Below are 25185 nucleotides of genomic sequence, written 5' to 3' on the forward strand. Positions count from 1 at the left end.
CGAGGAGCATCGAGCACCATGAGCATCGCCACCGCCCCGTGCCGCGGCGGCCATGCGGCGGCGACCGCCATCCTCCGCGCGACGTCCGCTGGTGTGCTCCGGTGACCGCCACGCGCCCTCGTCGCCCGAAGCCGACGGTCGAGTACTCCCGACCCCGGCTCAGCGTCTTGCACGTCCTGAACCGGGTACGGATGCGGCTGCTGGAGATCCAGGTCTGGGACGTGGCCGGGACCATGACGTTCTACGCGGTCCTCTCCCTGTTCCCGGGAGCGGTCGCCGTGGTCTCGCTGATGTCGCTGATCGGGATCGGCTCCGAGACCCTCGATGCGCTGGGGCGGATGAGCACCGAGCTGTTCCCGACCCTGGATCCGGAGCCGTACCTGGCGGCCATCCAGGCTGCCTCCGACACCGGTGGCGGCATCCTGGGACTGGCGCTGGGCACCTTCGGCTCGGTCCTGTCCGCCTCCAACGGCGTCGCCGCCTTCCATCGCGTGCTGCACCGGGTCTATGACACCCGGGAGGGGCGCCCCTTCCTGTGGTTCCGGACCATCGTCTTCGGGGAGACCCTGGTCATCGTCTCCGTGGTGCTGCTGGCCATCGGCATGCTGATCGTGGGCAATGACGCCTCGCAGCGCATCGGCGAGCTCATCGGGATCCCGCGATTCGCCTTCCTCGCCTGGAACCTGGTGAAGTGGCCGATCCTGCTGGTCATCCTGATCATCGGGGTCTCCCTGGCCTATTACCTCTTCCCCAACGTGCGGCTGCCGCGGTACCGGCTGATGACCCTGGGCTCCGTGCTGTCGGTGCTCACGCTGTTCGGCTCCGCGCTGCTGGCCGGGCGCCTGATGAACTATGCGACCCGCATCGCCGAGGTGCTGACCGTCCTCAACGGCCTGATCGCCATCCTCCTGCTGCTGTGGTTGGCGACGATCGTGATCGTGGCCGGCGCGGCGCTGGACGCGGAGTTCCTGCGGGCACGGCAGATCGCCAGCGGGCTCGACGCCTGGGACCACATCGTGCTGGACTCCCATGCCACCCACACGATGGACTTCCTGGCCGCCGATGCCGCCGAGGCGGAGCAGATCGGCCGTGCAGTCGCGGGGGCCGCCCGCGACGGCGAGCCGCTGCGTCGCGAGCGCGGACCCTGGGTCGTCGACGCCCGCAACCCGCTTGCCGTCAATCCGCCCAAGCGTCACCGCGTCACGAGTCCACCGGGGTCCACCGGGGCCACCGGGTCCACCGGGGCCACCAGATCCAGCGATACACCGAGAACAGGAGATCATTCCCCATGACGATCCGCCCGATCACGATCGTCGGTCACCGTGCCCTCGAACAGCGCACCCGCCGGGTCCGGGAGATCACCGACGACATCCGTGCACTGGTGGCGGACATGTTCGAGACCAACGACGCCGCCGACGGGGCTGGGCTGGCCGCCCCTCAGGTGGGATCCCGCTGGCGCCTGTTCGTCTACTCCTGCGCCGACGCCGGCGGGACGGAGCAGCGCGGAGTGGTGATCAATCCGCGACTGGAACGCTTCGGCGGCATCGAGCTCGACGAGGAGACCATCGAGGGCTGCCTCTCGGTGCCCGGCGAGGGCTTCCCCACCGCGCGGCACCGGGGCGCCCGGGTCACCGGCACCGACCTCGAGGGCCACGACGTGGTCGTCGAGGACGAGGGCGGGGTGCTCGCTCGCGCGCTCCAGCACGAGGTCGACCACCTGGAGGGGTCCCTGTACCTCGATCGCCTCACGCCGGCGCGGCGTCGGCAGGCACTCGATGCGATCAGCGATCGCGGCTGGCGGGCACGGTCGATCCTCACCTGGGACCCGCGCGAGCTGGAGGCCGCCGACGTCTGAGGGCCCGCGTCGCCCGTCGGCCCCGCCCGGATCGTCTGGACGGTCACAGTGCCGACCCGTGCTTCTCGCTCGGACCAGCGGACTGGCTATCCTGGCGGGATGGAACGTCCGTGCCTCTCCCGCCGCCGTGCCCTCCTGCTGCCCGCCTCCGCCGCGGCCGTCGGCGGTCTCGCCTCCTGCGCCCCGGAGGACGAGGGATTCGGGACCGCGGAGCCGGTCCGGGCCGAGGACGGCGCGGTCCCGCTGGAGGACGTCCCGGAGAACGCCAGCACCCTGGTCAACTTCGGAGGGCAGCGGCCCTTCGTGCTGCTCGTGCGCGGCAGCGGCGACGACCTGGCCGCCTACTCCGGCTACTGCACCCACAACGGATGCGCCCTGCGCCAGGAGACCGAGGGCGAGCTGGACTGCCCGTGCCACGGCTCCCGCTTCGACGCCGAGACCGGTGACGTCCTGCTGGGACCGGCCACCACGCACCTGCCGGAAGTGTCCGTGGTCGTCCAGGACGGTCTCGTCCGCCGTGCCAGCTGAGGACCGCGCCCCACGCGAGGTCGTCTCCTTCGTCCGTCGCGGCGAACGGCTCTCACCCGGCCGGCAGGACGCGTGGGACCGCTTGGCCGCGACCTACGTGCTCGACCCGCCGCGGGGTGAGCGCGACACCCTGCCCGGCCCGGACGCGCACCTCGACCTCGAGCAGGTCTTCGGGCGCCGCAGTGAGCTCGTCGTCGAGGTGGGCAGCGGATTGGGCGAGAACCTCGCCGCCGCCGCGGCCGAGCATCCCGAACGCGACCACCTGGGTGTCGAGGTGTACCGCCCCGGCCTGGCGCAGACCCTGCGCCGCATCGAACGCGCCGGCGAGCCCGGCAACGTCCGGCTGCTGCCGCTCGATGCCCAGAGGGCGCTGCCCGCGCTCCTGCCCGAGGGCGCGATCTCGCAGCTGTGGGTCTACTTCCCCGATCCCTGGCCCAAGTCCCGCCACCACAAGCGACGCCTGATCAATCCCCCGTTCCTGGACGCGGTGCTGCCGCTGCTCGCCGACGGCGCCACGTTCCGTCTCGCCACGGACTGGGCACAGTACGCACACCACATGCGCAGCCTCCTGGATGCACGCCCCGAGCTCGAACTCCTGTATCCCGACGGACCCGCCCCAGGTCAGCAGACCAGCGACACCGTCCCCGAGGATCTTCCCGCGACGGGCTGGGCGCCACGATTCGAGGGTCGTGTGAAGACGAGCTTCGAGAGCAAAGGACAGCGCGCGGGCCGCTTAGTATGGGATCTTGCGTACGTCCGTGTGTCCCGGCACCGGAGGACCGACGCCTGACACTCCCCGAGGACCCTCCGTCGCCGCCGGCGACACTGCGTGAGAGCGAGCCCGAATGAACGTCCCCGACGACGTCGAACTGCCCGCCGACTGGGAGGATGACGACCAGTCCGAGCCGCGTCGCGGTCGCGGTCGTCGTATCGCCCTGATCTCCCTGGGCCTGGTCGCCGTGCTCGTGCTCGGCGTGGGACTGGTGGTGGCCAATTACCTCAACGGGCTCAGCAACCAGTACGAGAAGCGCACGGTCGTGCAGATCACCCGCGGCGCCTCCGACGGCGAGCGCCCCGAGGCGGTCGAGGGGAGCGGCCGCAACTTCCTGCTGCTGGGCTCGGACAAACGCTCCGAGGAGGACGCCGCCTCCGAAGGTGTCAGCGGCCAGCGGTCGGATGTGGTGATGCTGGTGCACGTCACCGACGACAACCAGCAGGTCTACATCACCTCGTTCCCGCGCGACCTGTACGTCGACATCCCCGGCCACGGCAAGAACCGCATCAACGCGGCACTGGCGTTCGGCGGGCCGGGCCTGGCGGTGACCACGGTCGAGAACTACACCGGGGTGCCCATCGATCATGTCGCGCTGATCGACTTCGACGGCATCGAAGGTCTCGTGGACACGCTCGGCGGGGTCGATGTGCAGATCCCCGAGAGCTTCGAGGCCGGCGGCCACCAGTTCACCGAGGGCACCCAGACCCTCGACGGCGAGGAGGCGCTGGTCTTCGTGCGAGAGCGCAAGCAGTTCGCTGAGGGCGACTTCCAGCGCAATCGCAACCAGCAGGCCGTCCTCAAGGGGATCGCGAGCAAGCTCATCAGCACCGACACGCTCAGCGATCCCGGCAAGCTCTCGGACACCGTCGGCGCGATCGCGCCGTATCTGACCACCGACGAGGGGCTCAGCTCCGGCAAGATGGTCGAGCTCGGGCTCTCGCTGCGCTCCGTGCGCACCGATGACCTGTACTTCCTCTCGGTCCCCCACAGCGGCCCGGAGACGACCAGTGGCGGCGCGAGCGTCGTCGGCACCGACGAGGAGTCGATGGACGTCCTGCGGGAGGCTCTGCGCTCCGACGACATGGGGACCTACTACGCTCAGAACGCCGGCACCTGACCCGCCGGTCCCGACGTCCCAGCCGCCCCACCGCTTGGAGGAATCCCGTGGCCAATCCGCTCGTCAAGATCGCCGTGCCCGTGGCCGGAATCGTCGCCGCCGCCGTGGGCAACAAGGCCGCCGCTGCCGGCTGGGGCGCCGTCTTCGGTGAGGACGCCCCCACCGTCAAGGCTGCCAAGAACTCCCAGAAGGAGACGCAGAAGCGCCGCAAGCAGGCCAAGAAGGAAGGTCGCCCGAAGGCTGAGATCTCGCAGATCAAAGACCCGATGGAGGACCAGCCGGTCTGGAAGGTGATGCTGTGGGCACTGGTCTCCGGCGTCATCCTGCAAGGCCTGCGGATCGCTGCCAAGCGGGGTGCCAAGAGCGGCGCGGAGCGACTCACGGCGCGCCGGCCGCGCGCGAACCGAGGCTGAGTCCGGGCCCGCTACGTCTCCTGCAGCCGGGCGCACCGAGTCCTGCAGGCGGGCGTGCTGCGTCGCCGGTCACGCGCCACTACCCGGCGCCCCGCGCCACGCGCCACGGTCCGGCGCACCACTCCACCGCGCACGCGCTGCTCCACCGACCACCGATGGGACGTCACGCGAGTGTGCCCGGCCTATCGCAGGGCGTCCTCGATGAGCGTCCCGTTGCTGGACAGCCGAGACGAAAAACGTCCCGATACTGGACAGCCGAGACGAAAAACGTCCCGACGCCGGGCAGCCGAGACGACAAACGTCCCGATGCCGGGCAGCCGACATGGGAACAGACCTCGCCCGTAGACAGAAGAACCACGCATCGCAGTGCGTGATCACTGCGGTGCGTGGTTCTGCTGTCGTCTACGTGCCGGGACGGGCTGCTGCGCGTGCAGCGCGGGCGGTCTCCACGACTCGCTCCGGCACGAGCGCGGCGCCGTGCCGCTGCGACGCGGGGGCAGCGCTGAGAACTCGCGGACTGTCCGGACTCGCGGACTTCTCAGAACTCGCTGACGTCGAAGCCCTCGTGCAGCGTATCCAGCGAGTCGCCGGTGACCAGGAACCCGATGCGGCGCACGAGCGAGACCGCGTGGTCGCCGATGCGCTCGTAGAACCGGATCAGCAGGGTGAGATCGACGATCTCGGAGTTCGTGTACCCCTCCCCCCGCGAGATCTCGCGGGAGATCTGCAGCATGAGCTCGTCGAGCTCGTCATCGGCCTTCTCGGCCTGCGCCGCGAGGGCGAGGTCCCGCTCGGCGATGACCTGCGCGGCACGCTGAAGGGCGGCCAGGGCCAGCTCGGACATCCGGGCGATCTGGTCGCGGTGCTGCTCGGGAACGGCGGGCGTCGGGTGGGTGCGGCGCGCCACCAGCGCGACGTGCGCAGCGAGGTCGCCCATGCGCTCGAGCGAGGAGCTCATGCGCAGGGTGGCGACCAGCAGCCGCAGGTCGGTGGCGACCGGGGCCTGCCGGGCGAGCAGTTCCACGGCCTTCCCGTCCAGCTCCACCTGACGCTCGTCGAGATGGGCATCGGCGGCGATCACGCGTTCCGCCAGGCCGAGGTCACCCTCGAGCAGGGCCGTCGTCGCGCTCTCGAGGGCCGTCCCGACGAGTCCGGCCATGTCGAGCAGGTCGTCGACGATATGCCGAAGGTCGCTCTGGTACGCCTCGCGCATGGTCAATACTCCTCTGTCTGATGGGGGCTTCGCCACGGATTGTCGCAACCTCGGATGAACGCGCACCGGCGATAAGTGAACTCCGAGCGTCTCCCCCGTGAACTCCTGACCCTCAGTCTCTCGCGTCCGGCCGCGGAAGGCCAGGCGGGCGCCGCGACGGGCCTAGGCTGTACGGGTGCCCTTGACAGCCCTTCTCCTGCTCGCCGGAGCGATAGGTCTCGTGATCGGCTGCGCGGCGACCCTGGCGCTGAAGCGATCGGACCGTCGGCCCTCGGCGGCCCCGTCGGCGCCGCAGCCGGTCGTGCCGGATTCCGCCGCGGAAGTGCTCGCGATCCTGTCCTCGGCGTACGTCGTGCTCGATGCCAGCGGCGATGTGCTGCGCGCCTCCCCGCTCGCCTACTCGTACGGCATCGTCCGTGCCGCCGAGGGTGATTACCCGCGACTGGCCAACGCCGAGCTGATGGAACTGGCGTCCGATGTCGGCCGCAACGGCGGCTTCCGCGACGAGCGCCTGACCCTTCGGCGCTCCAGCCGCGGCGACTCCGACGCGGTCATCGATGTGCGCATCGGCGCCCTCGGAGAGCACGGCGCGCTGCTGCTGGCCGACGATCTCACCCGTGCGGTCCGCGTGGAGGAGACCCGACGCGACTTCGTGGCCAACGTGTCCCACGAGCTAAAGACGCCGGTCGGCGCGATCACGCTGCTGGCCGAGACGATGGAGGACGCCGCCGAGGATCCCGACGCGGTGCGCCGGTTCGCGGAGCACATGCAGACCGAGACGCGCCGCCTCTCGCACCTGGTCCAGGAGATCATCGAGCTCTCGCGGGTCCAGGGCAGCTCCGCACTCCTGAACGCGGAACCGGTCGAGATCGACGAGGTCGTCGAGCAGGCCGTCGGCCTGAACCGCAATTTCGCGCTGGGGTCGAAGATCGAGGTGGCCGTCGGGGGGACGAACGGTCTGCGGGTCTACGGATCTGCCTCGATGCTGACCACCGCCCTGTCCAACCTGATCTCCAACGCGATCACCTACTCGGAGCCGCATACGCGGGTCGGGGTCTCGGTGCGTCGCGACGGCGGGATGATCGAGCTGTCGGTCAAGGATCAGGGCATCGGGATCTCCAAGGAGAACCTCGAGCGGGTCTTCGAGCGGTTCTTCCGGGTGGACAAGGCCCGCTCCCGGGACACCGGGGGCTCCGGACTGGGGCTCGCGATCGTCAAGCACATCGCGACCGATCACGGCGGCGAGGTGACCGCGTGGTCGATGCCCGGGCAGGGATCGACGTTCACGCTCCGCCTCCCGGAGATGGGCCGCACCGAGACGATCACCGTCGGCGGTGCGAGGCCCGCGGAGGACCCCCAGCGCTCGGCCTCCGGAGCCGGGACGCCATCGGACGACGCCTCCCCGGAGGAGAACCCGGTCGAGGGTGCCTCCCCGGCGCGGGGTCCGAGCACGACATCGAACGAGGCGGCGCAGAGCGCGGCCGCACAGGACGAGGCGGCGCAGGACGACGCGGCGCCTCAGAAGGCATCACCGGGCCCGGGCAGCACGGGGCGATCCGGCTCCGGCGAGGACTCGCGTACCGTTGCACCGGACCACACGCCGGGAAAGGGAAGTTGACATGACGCGCATCCTGATCGTGGAGGACGAGGAATCGTTCTCCGATCCCCTGTCGTACTCGCTGCGCAAGGAGGGGTACGAGGTCGCGGTCGCCGACAACGGCACCGACGGGCTGCGGATCTTCTCCGCCCACGGCGCCGACCTGGTGCTGCTGGACCTGATGCTGCCGGGGATGAGCGGCACCGAGGTGTGCCGCGAGATCCGGCGCACCTCGAGCGTGCCGGTCGTCATGCTCACGGCCAAGGACGACGAGTTCGACAAGGTCCTGGGCCTCGAGCTCGGCGCCGACGACTACGTCACCAAGCCGTACTCCTCGCGAGAGCTGCTGGCCCGCATCAAGGCCGTTCTGCGGCGCGGCCAGGACTCGGCCGAGACCGAGGAGGACACGGCGCTGAGCGCCGGCAACATCCTGATGGACGTGGAGCGCCACGTGGTCCAGGTCCACGGCGAGGAGGTCTCGCTCCCCCTCAAGGAGTTCGAGCTGCTGGAGATGCTGCTGCGCAATGTCGATCGCGTGCTGACCCGGGGTCAGCTCATCGACCGCGTGTGGGGCGCCAACTACGTCGGGGACACCAAGACCCTCGACGTCCACGTCAAGCGTCTGCGCGCGAAGATCGAGGATGACCCGAAGAACCCGGTCCACCTCGTGACGGTGCGCGGGCTGGGCTACAAGTTCGAGTCCGCCGGGCAGTCATCCGTCGGCTGAGATCCGGCCGGTGATCCACCCGGCCAGCCGTCACGGAGGCGCGGATGCCGCGCCGGGGATCGTGCGGTCTCAGCCCTCGGCAGGGGCCGACTCGAGCCCGTAGTGGCCGAGCTCCGTGCTGATGATGGGCAACGTGATCACGGTGCTCTGCTCGCCGACGGTGATGCTCAGATCGATGACGCTGCCGGGCTGTGCGCCCAGGTCACCGATCTCGACCGGCTCCTGGCCCTCCCCCGGCCCGAGCTCGAGCGTCTGCTGGGCGGGCACGGTCACCTGCGAGGAGAAGACGGTGCTGCCATCGTCCCCGATGCCCTTGAGCTCGACGGTGAGCTCCTGGTCGGTGTAGTTCACAGCGGTGGCGGAGAACGCCGCACTGCCGTCCTCGGCGACCACGACGATCGCGTTGCGGATCCCGGCGGCCAGCTGACCGGACTGCTCGATGTTCGCGTTGGTGCCGTCGCCGGCCTGGTAGAAGTCGTGCGTCTGCACCGGATTGAAGTACGTGCAACCGGTGGCGGCGAGGGCGAGGCCCAGGGCGGCTGCGGAGAGCACGAGACGGCGGGGACGGCGCACGGAGGACTCCTGTTCGGTGCCGCGGAGGACGGCGGGATGTTCCGGGGACAGCAGTGCCACGATACCCCACCGCGACCCCCGGATCGGCGTGCCCGATGACGCGCTCCCCCACCGTGGACCGCCTTCGCCGTCGCGCTGCGTCCCTGCCGCGTCGCACCCCTGAGTCGCACCTCTGAACAGCACCTTCGCGCGGGGGCGCGAATTTTAGCATGAGACACCGGTGATAGACTGATGCGCGGAAAGGGGCCCACCACATGAATTTTGCCGTTGGCGAAACTGTCGTATACCCGCACCACGGTGCAGCGCTCATCGAAGAGGTCAAGACCCGCATCGTCAAGGGAGAGGATCGTACCTACCTCAAGCTGAAGGTCGCTCAGGGCGATCTGACCATCGAGGTCCCCGCCGACAACGTCGACCTGGTCGGCGTGCGCGACGTGGTGGACAAGCAGGGGCTCGATGAGGTGTTCGAGGTGCTGCGCCAGCCCTACACCGAAGAACCCACCAACTGGTCCCGTCGTTACAAGGCGAACGTCGAGAAGCTCGCCTCCGGTGACGTGAAGAAGGTGGCCGAGGTCGTGCGCGATCTGTGGCGCCGCGATCAGGACCGCGGGCTCTCCGCAGGAGAGAAGCGCATGCTCGCCAAGGCGCGCCAGATCCTCGTCTCCGAGCTGGCGCTCGCGGAGAAGACCGACGAGGCCAGTGCCGAGTCGATCCTCGACGAGGTCCTCGCCTCCTGAACCGGATCCTCTCGGTGCCGGATTCCCCGACGACGCCCCCGGTGCGGCCGATCGTCCTCGCCCGTACGCCACTGGCTCCCGGCGCCTCCCACGGGGCCGTGGCGCCCTGTCTGGAGATGCTCGGGGGCTCGCGGCTGATCGAACGCCTGCTCACCACACTCGAGGGTGCGGGCCTCTCCTCGCCCGTGGTCGTGGCCCCTCACGATTCGGTGCCCGCGCTGCGCCGCGTCCTCGGTGACCGGGCACAGGTGCTCGCGAGCGACGGTGACCGGCGCGCGAGCCTCTCCGTCGCCCTCGCGGCGACCACCGACGATCTGCTGCTGATCCACGATGCCGAGCGCGCCCTGACCCCGGCGACGGTCGTGACCGAGGTGCTCGCCGCGCTCGGGGCGGGCATCGACGCCGTGGTCCCCGTGGTCGCGATGACCGATTCCGTCAAGGGCGTCGACCACGACGGCCTGCACAACATCGACCGCTCGAGCGTGGCAGCGATGCAGAGCCCGCGCCTGCTGCGCCGGGCGACGCTCGAGCGCGCCCTGGCCAGGCCGGAGGCCCGCGTCGCGGGGGAGGCGGAACGTCCGGGTCATTCCGACGGGGTCGGAGCCGGGGCCGGCTCCGCGGAGCCGTACGACGAGATTCTCGCGGCCCTGGCCGACGGGGCGGACGTGCGCACCGTCCACGGTTCCCATGCCGGCTTCGCGGTCGTGGACCGGCTGAGTCTGTGGAGAGCGCAGATCGCCCTGGGGCTGGCGCGCGACACCTCGCAGCACCACGGTCTCGCTCGACGGTCCTGACGGGCTCGCACGGCCGCGCATCGGATCCCTTCGGCGGCGGCGAAGCGCCCGAGGGACCTGTGCCCCCGCGGTGCCCCCAGCGCCGTGGCCCAGCGCGGCGGCCGGGACCGGGCGCCATCAGCGTGGTCAGCCTCGTCGTCGGCTGCGCCAGACGGTGCGGAACTCCTCGACCATCCGCTTCGGCTTCGACAGCGTGCGATGAGGGAGGCTGGTGGCGAGCTCCCCGGGATCGTTGCGCAGGCGACGCACGAGGCGACCCGGCTTGCTGGAGATGCGCTGCCGGAGATCGGGAAGGTAGGCGTCGGAGACGTCCAGGCGCGTGAGCGCTCCGCAGCCGGTGCACTGGATCTCGGAGACGAAGCGCCCGGCATAGATGACGACGTGCTCCGCCTCCTGCTCGCAGGCGGTGCATCGCAGGAAGCTCTCCTGGACGGACATCAGCTCCTCCTCACCCGGTCCTCAAACCTAGCGCGGTCACCACGTCCTGCGCCAGGAGCAGATCCTGGCCGTAGGTGATCTTGAAGTTGGTCTCCTCCCCGCGGACCCAGGTCACGCGGGTATCCGTGTAGGCCTCGGCGCAGGAGGCGGTGTCGGTGCCGACGAAGCCGTCCCGGGCGGCGGCCTCGTAGGCGTCCAGGATCGTGGCGGCGTGGAAGCCCTGCGGGGTCTGGACCCGCACCAGGCTGTCCGGGCGGAACCCGTCCCCCGCGGCGAGGCGACCGGGCCGGCCCACGGGTGCGATGTCCACGGCGGGCATCCCGGGGACCGCTCCCCCGCTCTCCCGCGCGGCGTGCAGCACGGCGGCGGCGAGCCCGTGGGAGACCAGCGGCCGGGCCGCGTCGTGGATGAGGACGGTGTCGACCGCGCCGGTGTCGATGCGGTCGGCCAGATGACGCAGCGCCAGCAGCTCGGACTCCTGGCGGGTGTCGCCGCCGGTGATGATCTCGGGGGGCTCGTCGGTCTCGCGGCCGGCCACGAAGCGCGCGTGCTCGAGATCGTCGGGCCGGACCACGAACACCAGGATCCCGACGCCCTCGACCGTGGCCAGCGTGTTCAGCGCCCAGCTGGCGATGCTGCGCCCGGCCAGAGGAAGGAAGGCCTTGTTGATCCCGGCGCCGACCCGGCTGCCGGACCCGCCGGCCAGCACCACTGCCGCGGCGCGGCCGCGCCGGCGGGAACGGTGGCGACGGGACGAATTCACGCTGGCATCGTAGACGTCCGCGGGAGCGTTCGTGGACCGCTCAGCCTGCTCGTGACAGAATCGACCGGCGCCCGGGCACCGTCACGCCCGCGGACCGCAGTCGTCCGTGGCCGCCGGCCTCCCACTTCCGACCTGTCCAGGAGATCGAATGCTCACCATTGCCATCGTGTGCGGCGCGGGGATCGCCACCTCCGCGCTCGTCGCGGAGCAGGTGCGTGATCACATCGCCTCCCAGGGCCGCGACGCGCACGTCGTCCAGGCGACCGTGATGGACCTGCTCTCTGCGGATTTCCACGCCGATCTCGTCGTCAGCACCGTGGATCTGCCGGCCGCTCTCGGCGTCCCGACGGTCTCGGGGATGCCCCTGCTCCTGGGCACCAGCCCCCAGGTCACCTACGACGACATCGACCGTCTGCTCGCCCGGATCGACGCGCAGGGCGGGGAATGACGCCCGGCCTGCCGCGCGTGGGCATCGGCGTGGATGTGCACGCCTTCGCCCCGGAGGGCGCTCAGCGGGAGCTGTGGGTCGCGGGACTGCACTGGGAGGGCGAGCGCGGGCTGTCCGGGCACTCCGATGCCGACGTGGCCTGCCATGCCGCCTGTGATGCGCTCTTCTCGGCAGCCGGCATCGGCGATCTGGGCGCGCACTTCGGCACCGACCGGCCCGAGTGGGCCGGGGCCCCGGGGGCGCGTCTGCTCGCCGAGGCGGCTCGGCGGGTCCGCGAGACCGGATTCACCGTCTCCAACGTCTCGGTGCAGGTCATCGGCAATCGCCCGCACCTCTCGCGCCGACGCGACGAGGCCTGCGCCGCGATGAGCGAGGCCGCCGGGGCTCCGGTGTCCGTCTCGGGCACCACCACGGACGCTCTGGGCCTGACGGGGCGCGGCGAAGGGCTGGCGGCGATGGCGACCGCTCTGGTGGCCGCTCAGGAGGAGTCGTGACGGCGCCGTCCGGTGCCACGCTGCCGCTGAGCGCCGAGGACGTCGAGGCCGCGGCCGTGCGCCTCGAGCCGGCCCTGCGGCGCACTCCCGTGCTGCGCAGCGAGCGGCTGAGCGATCTGGCCGGAGTGCCGGTGTGGCTCAAGCGCGAGGATCTCCAGTCGGTGCGCTCGTACAAGCTGCGCGGCGCCCATCTGTTCCTCGACTCCCTCGACCGGGCCGCCCGCGAGGCCGGCGTGGTGGCCGCGAGCGCGGGCAACCATGCCCAGGGCGTCGCCCATGCCTGCCGGTCCCTGGGCATCCACGGCCGCATCTACGTCCCGGGCACCACGCCCCGGCAGAAGCGCGAGAGGATCACCGCTATCGGCGGTGACCTCGTCGAGCTGGTGCTGATCGGCGACACCTTCGACGACGCGGCGGAGGCCGCGGCCGCGGACGCCGAGCGCACCGGCGCCACCCCCGTCCCGCCGTTCGATGACCCCCTGGTCATGGCGGGACAGGGCACGGTCGCGCTCGAGGCGGTCCAGCAGCTGCGCAGCGAGCACGGCCGTGAGCCGGCCGCCATGGTGCTCCCCGTCGGCGGCGGCGGCCTGCTGGGCGGCTGTGCCGCCTGGCTGCGCGAGCGCGCCCCGTCGGTGCGGATGCTCGGCGTCGAACCCGCCGGGGCGGCGTCCATGGCCGCCGCGCTGAAGGCCGGTCATCCCGTGACCCTGCAGGACATGGATCGCTTCGTCGACGGGGCCTCGGTGCGCCGGGTCGGCGCGGACCCCCTGCGAATGGTGCAGGCCGCCGAGCCCGAGCTGACGACGGTCGACGAAGGCGCCGTCTGCACCGAGATGCTCGAGCTCTATCAGGTCGACGGCATCATCGCCGAGCCCGCCGGAGCGCTGGCCGCGACCGCCGTGGCCACCGGTGCGATCGGGGGAACCGGAGCGACCGCACGACAGGGCGGCACACGTCAGGTGGACGGCGAGCCGGCCGACGCCGCGTCGGAGGGCACCGGCGACATCATCGTCATCCTCTCGGGCGGCAACAACGACGTCTCCCGGTACCACGAAATCGTCGAGCGCTCCCTGGTCCACGAGGGCCTCAAGCACTACTTCCTGGTCACGTTCCCCCAGGAGCCGGGGGCGCTGCGCCGTTTCCTGGACCGGGTGCTCGGCCCCCACGACGACATCGTGCTGTTCGACTACATCAAGCGCAACAACCGCGAGGAGGGGCCGGCGCTGGTGGGGATCGAGATCGGCGAGCGCACGGACCTCGAACCGCTGATGTCTCGCATGGCGGCCTCGAACCTGCACATCGAACGGATCGACCCCAGCGAGCCGATCTACCGCTACCTCACCTGAGCACCCGTCCTGAGCACTCGTGCATGGCCGATCCGCCGACGGGGCGGTGGCTGCGGATGGGCTGCCGGCGTGGGCACCGTCAGGTCTCTGGACGAGCGGACTCAGGCTCCGAGGGGATGTGCCGTCAGGCCCCTGGGTACGCCTCGACGTCGGGCTCCACGGTCGCGGAGCGAGCCTCGACAGCCGAGCGGACGATGTCATCGAGCCCGTGCTCGGACTTCCACCCGAGGTGCTGGGCGATGCGGTCCCCGGAGCAGATCAGGCGGGCGGGGTCCCCGGGGCGGCGCTCGCCGATCTCGGGCGTGATCTCGATGCCCTTGGCGCGGGCGATGGCGTCGATGACCTCCAGCACGCTGGAGCCCTCGCCGGTGCCGACGTTGAACACCCGGTGGGGGCGATCCTCGCCGCGCAGGTAGTCCAGCGCAGCGATGTGGGCGTGGGCGAGGTCCAGGACGTGCACGTAGTCCCGGATGCAGGTGCCGTCGGGGGTGTCGTAGTCGTCGCCGAAGACCACGGGCGCCTTCCCCTGCTCGAGGCGGTCCAGGACGATCGGCACCAGGTTCATCACAGCGGTGTCGGCCAGCTCGGGCCAGCCGGCGCCGGCGACGTTGAAGTAGCGCAGCGCCACGGTGCGCATCCCGTGGGCGCGTTCGGCGTCGGCCAGCATCCATTCACCGACGTACTTGGTCGCGCCGTAGGGGTTGATGGGCCGGGGTTCGAGCTCCTCGGTCACGAGGTCGACGTCGGGCATCCCGTAGACCGCGGCGGAGGAGGAGAAGACGACGTCGCGCACCTCGGCGCTCGCGCAGGCGGCCAGCACGTTGGCGAGACCGCCGATGTTGTCGTGCCAGTACATCTCGGGCTTCTCGACGGATTCGCCGACCTGCTTGTGCGCGGCGAAGTGGATCACCGAGTCCGCGCCGGAGGCCCGCAGCTGGAAGGCGAGCTTCTCGCTGGCGTCGGGTGCGGTGATGTCGAGCTCGAGCAGCTCGGCACCCTCGGTGCGCTGCTCGATCCCGGTGGAGAGGTTGTCGACCACGACCACCGTCTCCCCTCGTTCGACGAGGAGTCGCACCACGTGCGATCCGATGTACCCGGCGCCACCGATCACGAGAGTCGTCATGCTCGAAGCCTAGCGCTCAGCTCCAGGACGCCGCGACAGGCCGGCCCTCGGCATAGCCTGCGGCGCTCTGCAGCCCGATCACGGCGCGCTCGCGGAACTCGGCCGTGGTGCGGGCCCCCGCGTAGGTGTAGGAGGAGCGCACGCCGGCGGTGATCTCGTCGATCAGGTCCTCCACTCCTCCCCTGCCGTCGGCGAGGTACATGCGGGAGGTGGAGATGCCCTCCTCGAACAGGCCCTTGCGGGCGCGGGCGAAGGCGTCCTCGTGGGCCGTGCGATGGGAGACGGCTCGCTTGGAGGCCATGCCGAAGCTCTCCTTGAAACGGCGGCCGCTCTCGTCGGTGCGCATCTGGCCCGGGGACTCGAAGGTCCCGGCGAACCAGGAGCCGATCATCACGTTGGAGGCGCCCGCCGCCAGCGCGAGCGCCACGTCACGGGGGTGGCGGACCCCGCCGTCGGCCCACACGTGGCCGCCGAGCCGCTCGGCCTCGGCGGCGCACTCGAGGACTGCGGAGAACTGCGGGCGGCCGACGCCGGTCATCATGCGGGTGGTGCACATCGCGCCTGGACCGACACCGACCTTGACGATGTCCGCGCCGGCCTCGATCAGCTCGCGCGTGCCCTCGGCAGTGACCACGTTCCCGGCGACCAGGCGCACGGGCGTGCTCCCGCTGTCCCCGAGCACGCCGCGGGCGCTGCGCAGGGCCTCGAGCATGCGGTCCTGATGGCCGTGGGCCGTGTCCAGCACGATCACGTCGACGCCGGCATCGACCAGGTCGCGGACCCGGGTGGCGACGTCGGCGTTGATGCCGACGGCGACGGCGATGCGCAGCCGGCCCGCGTCGTCGGTGGCGGGGCGGTAGATCGTCGAGCGCAGCACGCTGGTGGCGGTCAGGACGCCCCGCAGCACACCGGCACCTCCGCCTTCGCTCCGGCCGGGTGCGTCGTCCACGACGATGGCGGCGTCGTGGTGGGTGGCGGCGATCCGTCCGTGCAGTGCGGCGGGTTCGACGGCGAGGTCCGCCGTCCCGAGGATGGGAACGTCCTCGCTGAGCACGTCGCCCACGGCGGCGAAGGAGTCGCGTCCGGCGATCTCCTCCGCGGAGACGGCGCCGAGGGGGCGGTGGTGCTCATCGACCACGACGACGATGGGGTGCGGGCGCTTGAGCAGCAGCTCCGCGGCCTGACCCAGGGTGCCGTCCGCCGTGAGCGTGAGTGGGTGGTCGACGAGCAGGTCTCGCTGCTTCACCGAGCGCACGATCGAGTCGATCCGCTCCGGCGAGAGATCCTGCGGGAGCACGGCGAGGCCGCCGCGCCGTGCCATGACCTCGGCCATCCGGCGGCCGGTCACGGCGGTCATGTTCGCGGCCACCAGCGGGATGGTGGTGCCGGTGCCGTCGTCGCTGCTGAGGTCGACGTCGGAACGGGAGGTGACCGCGGAACGAGCCGGCAGGAAGAAGCAGTCGTCGTAGGTCAGGTCCGTCGTCGGGGTGTGGATCAGGCGCATGGGACCAGGATACGGATGCACCCCGGATGGATATTGCACATGACCTCCACGACGTTCTCACAGCGACATGCGAGAGGATCCGACGCCGTGAACCTAGGATGTAGTGCATGACGGACCCGCCCTCGGCCCCCCGGCGCCGGCGCCGTCGGTCCGGCAGACACCAAGATCCGGCCCGACGTGCCGACTCCCCGAGCCTGCCGCCGGACCAGGCGCAGAGGAATCGTGACGCCGCCTTCGGCGCCCGCAAGCCCAAGCGCACGTGGATCGGCGGGACCCCGGCCTCCGGAGACTCTGCAGAGCCCGCATCGGCGGCTGAGCCCCCCACGGCGCAGCTGCCGGCCACTGACCTCCCCGATTCCCCTGCGGGCGGTTCGGAGGAGACCGCGGCCTCTCAGCCCTCCGGCTCTCGGTCCTCCGGCGGGGAGCAGCCCTCCGCCGAGCCGCACTCGGGTGGCGCGCAGCCGCCGCCCGGCTCGCAGTCGCCGTCGTCGCCGGTCGGAACGCAGCCGTCCGGCGAGCCGCAGTCGCCGACCGGATCCGCGCCGAGACGTGCCCGTGGTCGCCGTGCCGCCTTCCCGCTCCAGGGATCTGCCGCGGCCGGAGCCGCCGGAGCCGCTGGCGCGGCCGGCTCGGCTGACGCCGCCGGGCCCGCGTCCGCCGGCGAGCACGACGCCTGGTCCTCCGCTGGTTCCGCATCGTCGGCGTCTTCCTCCACGTCGGAGCACGATGCCTGGTCCGCCGCCGAGGGCTCTCCGGAGCCCGACGCGTGGTCGAGCGATCACGCTCCCCGATCCCCCGCCGAGCCTCTCGCGCCCGGCGCCGGCGCGTCGCCCCCCATCACGCCCGATAGCAGCGCCGGATCCGGCGCCCCGGGTGCCAGCGAAGGCCTCGGTGCCGAACGGCGAGATGCCGCGCGGGACTACTCGCAGGCGCGGACGTTCCCCTCAGGATCTCGCCCGGCGGACGAGGCCCCTACGGCAGAGGACTCGTCCAGCGGGCAGTCCGCGCGCCAGAACCGGCGCGGCGAACCCGACTCGAGCGGGCGCGGCCCGACCGTCGTCCCGGGACGCACGACGCCCGTCTCGGCGCAGTCCGCACCGTCCGTCCCCTCTGCACCGGTTGCCCCGGAGGGGCAGCAGGCGGCCGCGGCCGCGGGACCGGCGTCCGCCGCCCACGGTGCTGCGTCCCCCGGTGGTCCCGCGTCGTCCGCCGGCCCCGGTGCCGCGTCATCCGGCGGCGACTCCGACGATCCTGCGTCCTCCGCCGTCCCCTCCGAGGGCGCCGCGGATGCCGACGGTCGGCGCCCCCTGCGCACCCGACGCGACGCGGACGGCGAGGGCGCCCCGGACGCCGACTCCGGTTCGCTGCCGAAGGTGGCGTTCTGGACCGTCCTGACCTCCATCCTTCCCGGGGCGGGCCTGCTGACCACGCGGATGCGCCGGCTGGGCTGGGTGCTCCTGGCGCTGCTCGCTCTCGCGCTCGTATCCGTCGTGGCGTTCATGCAGGTGGGCGATCCGCTGCGCAACGCCATGATGCTGATCACCAACCGCGGCCTGCTGATCGGGGCCATGGTCACGGTCGTGGTCGTCGGGCTCGTCTGGGGCCTGCAGATCGTGCTGGCGAACCTCGCCCACTCCACCGAGCAGCGTCTGGCCGGGGCCAAGCGATTCGTCGCCCTCGGTCTCGCCGCGCTGATGGTGGTGGCCGTCGCCGTCCCGTTCGGTCGGGGCGTCCAGTCGCTGTGGGCGTACCAGGGGCTGCTCGGGTCCGACACGGTGTTCGGGGGGCGCAACGGGGACAATCCGCTGGCCGACGGCAAGGATCCCTGGGCGGGCAAGGAACGGGTCAACATCCTCCTGCTCGGGCAGGATGCCGGTGCGGATCGCACCGGGACCCGTCCGGACACGCTCATGGTCGCCTCGATCGACACCAAGACGGGGCAGACGGCCCTGTTCTCCATCCCCCGCAACCTCGAGAGCGTCGAGTTCCCCGAGGGCACGGCGGCGGCCGAGGTGTTCCCCGACGGCTTCGACTACTTCGGGCCGCAGCAGAACCTCATCAACGCCGTGTGGACCTGGGCGGAGGACCGTCCGGATCTCTTCCCGGACGACCCGAACCCGGGGCTGACGGCGACCACGTGGGCGGTCGAGGAGACCCTCGGCCTGGAGACCGACTACTACGCGATGGTGAACCTCCAGGGCTTCGAGGACCTCGTCAACGCCCTGGGCGGCGTGGAGATGGTCGTCGAGCGTCGCATCCCCATCGGCGGCGGCGCCGGCCCCATCTCCGGATACATCGAGCCCGGCGAGCAGGAGCTCGACGGCTACCACGCGCTGTGGTACGCACGCTCCCGGGAGGGGTCGAATGACTTCAACCGCATGTGCCGCCAGCAGCGCATCGTGCGCGCAGTCACCGAGGAGGCCGACCCCGCGACGGTCGCCATGTCCATCCCGAAGCTGGTCAACGCGACCGAGGAGAACATCCAGACGGACATCCCCGTCTCGAATCTGGACGCCTTCATCGATCTCGCCCTGCGGGTCAAGGAGGGCGGGTTCACCTCCTACCCGATCACACAGGACGTCACACCGTCCTACGACGCCGACTGGGACTACCTCGAGGACTGGGTCGACGCCTCGATCGAGGACTCCATGAAGCAGGATCCGCCGGAATCCGTGATCGGCGAGACCGAGCCCGGATCGGACGAGCCCGCCGAGACCGGTGCCCCGCCCGAGGGCGAGCCCGGCACCGACGAGGGCGACTCGCCCGCCGAGGAGACTCCCTCGCAGGAGGAGACCACCGAGGCCGAACCGACCGACGAGTCCTCCACGCCGAGCGAGGGCTCCGGGGACTCGTCGCAGAAGGCGCCCGAGATCGAACAGGATCCGCTGAAGTCCTGCCTCCCCGGCGCCGAACAGGGCTGAGCACTTCTCGCCGGCTCCCGGCGGCGGGCCGGCGACCGGGCCGGGGCCCGCCGCCGGGTCAGTCCACCAGCTGCAGCAGCGCGTTCTCGACCAGCTCCGGCATCGCCGGATGGATCCAGTACTGCGTGGTGGCGATGTCCCGGGCGGTCTGGCCGGTGCTCATGGCCTGGATCAGCAGCTGGATCAGCGTGGTGGCCTCGGGGCCGATGATGTGGGCGCCGAGGATCTCGGTGGTCTCGGCGTCGGCGATGATCTTGGCGAAACCGGTGGTGTCCTCCATGGCCCAGCCGTAGGCGATCGAGGCGTACTCCTGGACGGCGACCTTCACGTCCCGCCCGTCGGCCCGCGCCGCGGCCTCGTCCATCCCGACCCACGCGATCTGCGGATGGGTGAACACCCCGCTGGGCACCGGCATGGTGTCCGAGCGGCGCAGCTGTTCGGGGTGGGCGAGGTTGTGCCGGACGATGCGCTGCTCGTGGTTGGCGACGTGCTTGAGCTGGTGGGGGCTGGAGAGGTCTCCCAGCGCCCACATCCCCTCGAGCACCTCGCCGCCGCCGAGGACGCGCTGATGCGCGTCGACCAGCACGCGACCGTCGGCGGTGGTGTCGATGCCGGCGGCTGCGACGTCCAGCAGGTCGGAGTTCGGGCGGCGTCCGGTGGCGACCAGCAGCTCCTCGGCGCGGACCACGATCTCCTCTCCGTCGCGTTGGCCGCGCAGCTGCACCCCCTCGTCGGTGCGATGGACCGACGTGGTCGACAGTCGCGTGTGCAGCGTCAGTCGATCGCCGAGGATCTGGGTGATCCGCGCCGAGACGTCGGCGTCGGCCGCCCGCAGCACCTGCTCGGAGCGGGCGATGAGGGTGACCTCGACGCCGAGGGAGGCGAACACGTGCGCCATCTCCACGGCGATCACGCCGGAGCCGAGGATCGCGAGGGAGGCGGGCAGCTCCTCGATGCGCATGATGGTGTCCGACGTGTGGGGCTCAGCGTCCTCGAGGCCGTCGATCGGGGGCAGGATCGGGCGCGACCCGGCGCCGAGGATGATGTCGTCCGCGGTGATGGTGCGGGTGCCGCCGTCGCGGTCGAGGACGGAGAGGGTCTTGGGACCGGTGAAGGTGGCGGTGCCGCGGATCAATGTGAGGTTGGAGTTGTCCTCGTGATCACGGCGGTACGCCTCCCCGCCCGCGGTGATCGGGTCGATGCGCCCGAAGATGCGGTCGCGGATGGCGCGCCAGTCCACGTGGCGCAGCTGCTCGGTCAGGCCGAAGCGGCCGGATTCGGCGGGCACGTGCGCGAGGTTCGCGGTGTGGACGAACATCTTGGTGGGGATGCAGCCCACGTTCAGGCAGGTTCCGCCGAACACGTGGTCCGGGCCCACTCCGCGGTCGATCTGCACGATGCGACGATCGGCGAACTCGGGGCCGGGGAACGAATTGGCCGAGCCCGACCCGATCAGGGCGATGTCGTAATGGGTGGGCTCATCGTGCGTCTGCTCATCGGTCACCGTCTCAGGCTAGTCGCCTCGGGGCGGACGTAGGCGGCCAGTGCGGCGGACGCCTCGAGCAGGGCGAGGCCTCGCGCCGTGACCTGCCGGCGGGAGGCCTCCAGGGCGGTGCGGACCGATGAGGTCTCCCCCATGCTGCGCACCTGGTCGAGGACGAGGGCGATGTCCTCCAGCCGGTGGCCGGCGCGGCGCAGCAGGTGGACGAGCTCGGCGTCGCGCACCTGCGCCGGCGGATACAGCCGCTGGCCGCTGCCCCGCTCGCGAGGCGGGGCGATCAGTCCCTGGTCCTCCCACGCCCGCAGGGTGGCCGGAGAGATCTCGAGCCGGGCCGCGAGCTCACCGATGCGCAGGTCGCGCCCCGGGGCGTCCCGGAGCCGGGCGACGCCTCCCGCCCGGGTGTCGCCGGTGCCGGTGCCGCGCGTCCCCGCGCCGCGCGCCGACGTCGACCCGGCGGCATCCGCGGTGTCGCCCTCGCCGGTGAGAGCGCCGGCCGCCTGTGCGACCGTGTCGAGGGTGGAGCGGTCCCGCAGCAGCTGGGCATGCGCGCCGTCGAGCAGCGCCAGTGCCCGCTCGACGTCGTCGGCGTGCAGTGCCGTCATGATCTCCAGCGCCGGCCGGTGGCCGCTCGCCTGCACGAGGGCGAGGAACGCCCGCAGCGCCGCCGCATGCCGGGCGGTGTAGACCCGGTGGCCGGAGGCGGTGCGCTCCGCGGGCGGCAGGGCGCCGGCCTGCTCGTAGTTGCGCACCGCTTGCGACGACAGCCCGTGCTCACGGGCCAGGTCGATGGGCCGCATCTCGACCTCCTTTGCGGATTTTCGCGCCCGTGGCTGCGCCACCGGCTACCAGGTCTCAACCGGCTCTTCAAGGATAGGCTGGAGGACCGCAGGACCCGGACCGGTCGCACGATCTCGACGCCCTGGAGGAACCGATGACCGCCCCCTCGCCGCACCAGCCGCCTGCCGATGCCCACGATGCGATCCGGGTGCGCGGTGCCCGGGAGAACAACCTCCGCGACGTCTCGCTCGACATCCCCAAGCGCCGGCTGACCGTCTTCACCGGGGTCTCCGGCTCCGGGAAGAGCTCGCTGGTCTTCGGCACGATCGCCGCGGAGTCGCAGCGGATGATCAACGAGACCTACAGCTCCTTCGTGCAGGGCTTCATGCCCTCCCTCGCCCGTCCCGATGTCGACGAGCTCCAGAACCTCACCACGGCGATCATCGTGGATCAGGAGCGGATGGGCGCCAACGTGCGCTCCACCGTCGGCACCGTCACCGATGCGGGCGCCTACCTGCGCACCTTGTTCTCTAAGCTCGCCGAGCCGCATGTCGGGGGGCCGGGCGCCTACTCCTTCAACGTGCCGAGTGTCAGCGGCGCCGGCGCGGTCACCGTCGACAAGGGCGAGAAGACGATCGCCCAGAAGGCGAGCTACTCCAGGGTGGGCGGGATGTGCCCGCGCTGCGAGGGCATGGGACAGATCTCCGACGTCGACCTCGCCGAGCTGTACGACGAGAACAAGTCACTGGACGAGGGACCCTTCACGATCCCCAACTACTCACCGGGCGGCTGGTACGTGAAGATCTTCGCCTCCTCCGGTTTCTACCCCTCGGACCAGCCGATCAAGTCCTTCACCAAGCGCCAAATGCACGACTTCCTGTACAAGGAGCCGACGAAGATCTCGATCGACGGGATGAACATGACCTACGAGGGTCTGATCCCGAAGATCCAGAAATCCATGCTGAACAAGGATCGCGAGTCCATGCAGCCCCATGTGCGCGCGTTCGTGGACCGTGCCGTGAAGTTCATCGTCTGCCCCGACTGCGAGGGCACGCGTCTGGCGGAGCACGCGCGCACCTCCACCATCGACGGAGTCTCCATCGCCGACGCGAGCGCCCTGCAGATCACCGATCTGGCGGGCTGGGTCGAGTCCTTGCGCGAGCGGCACAGCGGGCCGACGGTCGCGCCGCTGCTGAGCAATCTCTCGGCCCTGCTGGAGTCGTTCGTCATGATCGGGCTGGGGTACCTGTCCCTGGACCGCCCCTCCGGCACGCTCTCGGGCGGCGAGTCCCAGCGCACCAAGATGATCCGCCACCTCGGCTCGGCGCTGACCGACGTCACCTACGTGTTCGATGAGCCCACCATCGGTCTGCATCCCCACGACATCGCCACCATGAACCAGCTACTGCTGGCGCTGCGCGACAAGGGCAACACCGTGCTGGTCGTCGAGCACAAGCCGGAGACCATCGCGATCGCCGACCACGTCGTCGACCTCGGCCCCCGCGCCGGCGCCGAGGGCGGCCGGCTTCAGTACGAAGGGGACGTGGAGGGCCTGCGCGCCTCCGCCACCCTGACCGGCCGCCACCTCGACCGGCGCGTCGCTCTGAAAGAGCAGGTGCGCGAGCGGAGCGGGGCGATCGAGATCCGCGGCGCGAGCCACCACAACCTCCGCGACGTCGACGTCGACATCCCGCTGGGGGTGCTCAGCGTCATCACCGGGGTCGCCGGGTCGGGCAAGAGCTCACTGGTCCACGGCAGCCTGCCGCGCGGGGCCGATGTCACCGTCGTCGACCAATCCGCCATCCGCGGCTCCCGCCGCTCCAACCCGGCGACCTACACCGGGCTGCTCGAGCCCATCCGGAAGGCCTTCGCCAAAGCAAATGGCGTGAAGCCTGCCCTGTTCTCCAACAACTCGGAGGGGGCCTGCCCGGTCTGCAAGGGCGCGGGCGTGATCTTCACCGAGCTCGGCTTCATGGAGACGGTCACGACCCCGTGCGAGGAGTGCGAGGGCAGGCGGTTCCAGGCGGCCGTGCTCGAGTACACGCTCGGCGGGACGAACATCGCCGACGTCCTGCTGATGTCGGTGGACGAGGCCCGGGAGTTCTTCTCCGCCCCGGAGTCGAAGGTGCCGACCGCGGCGAAGCTGCTGGGGCACATGAGCGATGTCGGGCTCGGGTATCTCACGATCGGGCAGCCGCTGACGACGCTCTCCGGAGGCGAGCGCCAGCGGCTCAAGCTCGCCACCCACATGGGCGACAAGGGTGGTGTCTTCGTCCTCGACGAACCGACCACGGGGCTGCATCTGGCCGACGTGGGCAATCTGCTGGCCCTGCTGGACAGGCTGGTCGAGACCGGGAAGACCGTCATCGTGATCGAGCACCATCAGGCCGTGATGGCGCACGCGGACTGGATCATCGATCTGGGACCGGGAGCCGGCGTCGAAGGCGGCGAGGTCGTCTTCGAGGGCACTCCGGCGCAGTTGGTCGCGGATGCCTCGACCCTGACCGGCCAGCACCTGCGGGAGTACATCTCCTCGGCCGGAAAGCACGCGACCGCCGCCGTGGAGGGGGCTGAGGCCTGAGGGCCGACGGCACGTACTCTATGTGGGTGCCGACCGCCGTCCCCTCCGCCCTGGCAGGGCTCCTCGATGCGCTGCGCTGCCCCGCCTGCGGAGGCGCCCTGCAGGCCTCGCAGAACATGCTGCGCTGCAGCCACGGGCACACCTTCGACCTCGCTCGCGCCGGCTACGTCTCACTGCTGAGCGGCAGCGGCGCCACCAGCGGGGACGACGACGAGATGGCCCGGGCCAGGCAGCGGTTCCTGGCCACCGGGGCCTACGCTCCCCTTCTCGAGGCGATCGGTGACCTCGCCGAGTCACACGTCCCGGACCTGGCCGCGGACGCTCCCCGCAGCAGCAGCCCGGCCCCGACCATCCTCGATGCCGGATGCGGGCCCGGCTACTACCTCGCCGGGCTCCTGGATCGCTTCCCCGCCGCTCGCGGGCTGGGCTTCGACACCTCCGTCCGCTCACTGCGCTTCGCCGCTCGCAGCCATGACCGCGCGGCGGTCTGCAGCGCGGACGTGTTCGCCCCGCTCCCCCTCGCCGACGGCTGTGCCGACCTGCTGCTGGATGCCTTCGCCCCGCGCAACCCCACCGAGTTCGCGCGCGTGCTGCGCCCCGGCGGGAGCCTGATCGTGGTGCGGCCGCTCGAGGGGCACCTCGCCCAGCTGCGCGAGCTGGTCCCCGGCATGGTCGCCGTCGATCCCCACAAGGAGGAGCGGGTGCACGCCGCCCTGGACCCGCACTTCGCGGAGACCGCCCGGCGCGAGCTCCACGTCGACCTGTCCCTGTCCGCGGAGACCGCCCGGGACCTGGCCTGGATGACCCCGAGCGCCCGGCACCTCGAGGTCGCCGATCTGGATGCTGCCCTCGCCCGTCTCGACCCGGCCTCACCGCCGCCGGTCACCGTCTCCGTGCTGATCAGCGTGCACCGCCCCCGCTGACCCGCTCCCCGCACCCCGCACCCCGCACCCCGCACCC

At 71.2% G+C, this 25185-nt stretch carries 24 protein-coding genes; 16 read left to right on the top strand and 8 right to left on the bottom strand.

Annotated features, from left to right (window positions below):
* Positions 1-101: 101 nt before the first annotated feature.
* The 6 genes from ACFQS2_RS14450 to ACFQS2_RS14475 all read left to right on the top strand — a co-directional run bounded on the left by ACFQS2_RS14450 (position 102) and on the right by ACFQS2_RS14475 (position 4688).
* Complete coding sequence (locus tag ACFQS2_RS14450) at positions 102-1292, top strand: YihY/virulence factor BrkB family protein (protein WP_377794197.1); 1191 nt, start codon at positions 102-104, stop codon at positions 1290-1292.
* Positions 1289-1855, top strand: a complete 567-nt coding sequence (def, locus tag ACFQS2_RS14455; RefSeq protein ID WP_377020280.1) for a peptide deformylase — start codon at positions 1289-1291, stop codon at positions 1853-1855. The genes ACFQS2_RS14450 and def overlap by 4 nt, the downstream gene beginning before the upstream one ends.
* A 99-nt stretch (positions 1856-1954) precedes the next feature.
* Positions 1955-2383: a ubiquinol-cytochrome c reductase iron-sulfur subunit gene (locus ACFQS2_RS14460; protein WP_377794198.1), complete on the top strand. Its 429-nt coding sequence runs from the start codon at positions 1955-1957 to the stop codon at positions 2381-2383.
* Positions 2373-3173, top strand: coding sequence for a tRNA (guanosine(46)-N7)-methyltransferase TrmB (gene trmB, locus ACFQS2_RS14465; RefSeq protein ID WP_377794199.1), 801 nt, complete (start codon positions 2373-2375; stop codon positions 3171-3173). The genes ACFQS2_RS14460 and trmB overlap by 11 nt, the downstream gene beginning before the upstream one ends.
* A 55-nt stretch (positions 3174-3228) precedes the next feature.
* Complete coding sequence (locus tag ACFQS2_RS14470; protein WP_377020277.1) at positions 3229-4275, top strand: LCP family protein; 1047 nt, start codon at positions 3229-3231, stop codon at positions 4273-4275.
* 47 nt (positions 4276-4322) lie between these two features.
* On the top strand, positions 4323-4688 hold the full coding sequence (locus ACFQS2_RS14475; protein ID WP_377794200.1) for a DUF4235 domain-containing protein: 366 nt from the start codon (positions 4323-4325) through the stop codon (positions 4686-4688).
* 538 nt (positions 4689-5226) lie between these two features.
* Here the strand turns inward: ACFQS2_RS14475 and phoU are convergent.
* Entirely contained in the window at positions 5227-5901 is a 675-nt protein-coding gene (gene phoU, locus ACFQS2_RS14480; protein WP_377794201.1) for a phosphate signaling complex protein PhoU, read from the bottom strand.
* Positions 5902-6076: 175 nt separating this feature from the next.
* Between phoU and ACFQS2_RS14485 the strand changes: the two genes are divergently transcribed.
* Both ACFQS2_RS14485 and ACFQS2_RS14490 read left to right on the top strand, forming a co-directional pair.
* Complete coding sequence (locus tag ACFQS2_RS14485; RefSeq protein ID WP_377794202.1) at positions 6077-7519, top strand: sensor histidine kinase; 1443 nt, start codon at positions 6077-6079, stop codon at positions 7517-7519.
* A 1-nt stretch (position 7520) separates the two neighbouring features.
* The gene (locus ACFQS2_RS14490) at positions 7521-8225 is read left to right on the top strand and encodes a response regulator (protein ID WP_377020273.1); all 705 of its coding nucleotides are present in this window, start codon (positions 7521-7523) and stop codon (positions 8223-8225) included.
* A gap of 69 nt (positions 8226-8294) precedes the next feature.
* Here the strand turns inward: ACFQS2_RS14490 and ACFQS2_RS14495 are convergent, their stop codons facing one another.
* A complete protein-coding gene (locus ACFQS2_RS14495; protein WP_377794203.1) occupies positions 8295-8858 on the bottom strand; it encodes a hypothetical protein in 564 nt (187 codons plus the stop codon).
* A gap of 194 nt (positions 8859-9052) precedes the next feature.
* On the opposite strand from ACFQS2_RS14495, the gene ACFQS2_RS14500 reads away from it, so the two are divergent.
* Complete coding sequence (locus ACFQS2_RS14500) at positions 9053-9535, top strand: CarD family transcriptional regulator (RefSeq protein ID WP_377020271.1); 483 nt, start codon at positions 9053-9055, stop codon at positions 9533-9535.
* Between the two features lie 14 nt (positions 9536-9549).
* Complete coding sequence (locus ACFQS2_RS14505) at positions 9550-10329, top strand: 2-C-methyl-D-erythritol 4-phosphate cytidylyltransferase (protein WP_377794204.1); 780 nt, start codon at positions 9550-9552, stop codon at positions 10327-10329.
* A 126-nt stretch (positions 10330-10455) separates the two neighbouring features.
* On the opposite strand, the gene ACFQS2_RS14510 is transcribed toward ACFQS2_RS14505, so the two are convergent.
* Positions 10456-10767: a hypothetical protein gene (locus tag ACFQS2_RS14510; protein WP_377020269.1), complete on the bottom strand. Its 312-nt coding sequence runs from the start codon at positions 10765-10767 to the stop codon at positions 10456-10458.
* A 10-nt stretch (positions 10768-10777) separates the two neighbouring features.
* Positions 10778-11530, bottom strand: a complete 753-nt coding sequence (locus ACFQS2_RS14515; protein WP_377020268.1) for a 2-C-methyl-D-erythritol 4-phosphate cytidylyltransferase — start codon at positions 11528-11530, stop codon at positions 10778-10780.
* Between the two features lie 148 nt (positions 11531-11678).
* Here ACFQS2_RS14515 and ACFQS2_RS14520 point away from each other — a divergent pair, with 148 nt between their 5' ends.
* The 3 genes from ACFQS2_RS14520 to ilvA are packed head-to-tail and all read left to right on the top strand — an operon-like array spanning position 11679 to position 13818.
* Positions 11679-11978: a PTS sugar transporter subunit IIB gene (locus ACFQS2_RS14520; protein ID WP_377020267.1), complete on the top strand. Its 300-nt coding sequence runs from the start codon at positions 11679-11681 to the stop codon at positions 11976-11978.
* The gene (gene ispF, locus ACFQS2_RS14525) at positions 11975-12472 is read left to right on the top strand and encodes a 2-C-methyl-D-erythritol 2,4-cyclodiphosphate synthase (RefSeq protein WP_377794205.1); all 498 of its coding nucleotides are present in this window, start codon (positions 11975-11977) and stop codon (positions 12470-12472) included. Before ACFQS2_RS14520 ends, ispF begins: the two co-directional genes overlap by 4 nt.
* Positions 12469-13818, top strand: coding sequence for a threonine ammonia-lyase IlvA (ilvA, locus tag ACFQS2_RS14530; RefSeq protein WP_377794206.1), 1350 nt, complete (start codon positions 12469-12471; stop codon positions 13816-13818). The genes ispF and ilvA overlap by 4 nt, the downstream gene beginning before the upstream one ends.
* 124 nt (positions 13819-13942) lie before the next feature.
* Here the strand turns inward: ilvA and galE are convergent, their stop codons facing one another.
* Entirely contained in the window at positions 13943-14941 is a 999-nt protein-coding gene (gene galE, locus ACFQS2_RS14535; RefSeq protein ID WP_377794207.1) for a UDP-glucose 4-epimerase GalE, read from the bottom strand.
* A 16-nt stretch (positions 14942-14957) separates the two neighbouring features.
* Complete coding sequence (locus ACFQS2_RS14540) at positions 14958-16445, bottom strand: GuaB1 family IMP dehydrogenase-related protein (protein ID WP_377794208.1); 1488 nt, start codon at positions 16443-16445, stop codon at positions 14958-14960.
* A 1373-nt stretch (positions 16446-17818) separates the two neighbouring features.
* Here ACFQS2_RS14540 and ACFQS2_RS14545 point away from each other — a divergent pair.
* Positions 17819-19366 (top strand): LCP family protein, encoded by a 1548-nt coding sequence (locus ACFQS2_RS14545; RefSeq protein WP_377020262.1) that lies wholly within the window; start codon positions 17819-17821, stop codon positions 19364-19366.
* A 58-nt stretch (positions 19367-19424) separates the two neighbouring features.
* Here the strand turns inward: ACFQS2_RS14545 and ACFQS2_RS14550 are convergent, their stop codons facing one another.
* Positions 19425-20870, bottom strand: a complete 1446-nt coding sequence (locus tag ACFQS2_RS14550; RefSeq protein ID WP_377794209.1) for a mycothione reductase — start codon at positions 20868-20870, stop codon at positions 19425-19427.
* Positions 20867-21664, bottom strand: a complete 798-nt coding sequence (locus ACFQS2_RS14555; protein ID WP_377794210.1) for a MerR family transcriptional regulator — start codon at positions 21662-21664, stop codon at positions 20867-20869. The genes ACFQS2_RS14550 and ACFQS2_RS14555 overlap by 4 nt, the downstream gene beginning before the upstream one ends.
* Before the next feature lie 134 nt (positions 21665-21798).
* On the opposite strand from ACFQS2_RS14555, the gene ACFQS2_RS14560 reads away from it, so the two are divergent.
* Both ACFQS2_RS14560 and ACFQS2_RS14565 read left to right on the top strand, forming a co-directional pair.
* The gene (locus ACFQS2_RS14560) at positions 21799-24225 is read left to right on the top strand and encodes an ATP-binding cassette domain-containing protein (RefSeq protein WP_377794211.1); all 2427 of its coding nucleotides are present in this window, start codon (positions 21799-21801) and stop codon (positions 24223-24225) included.
* 20 nt (positions 24226-24245) lie between these two features.
* The gene (locus tag ACFQS2_RS14565) at positions 24246-25148 is read left to right on the top strand and encodes a putative RNA methyltransferase (protein ID WP_377794212.1); all 903 of its coding nucleotides are present in this window, start codon (positions 24246-24248) and stop codon (positions 25146-25148) included.
* The last annotated feature ends 37 nt before the right edge of the window (positions 25149-25185 follow it).

It is taken from the genome of Brachybacterium sp. GCM10030267 (genome assembly GCF_042666875.1).
Taxonomy (GTDB): domain Bacteria; phylum Actinomycetota; class Actinomycetes; order Actinomycetales; family Dermabacteraceae; genus Brachybacterium.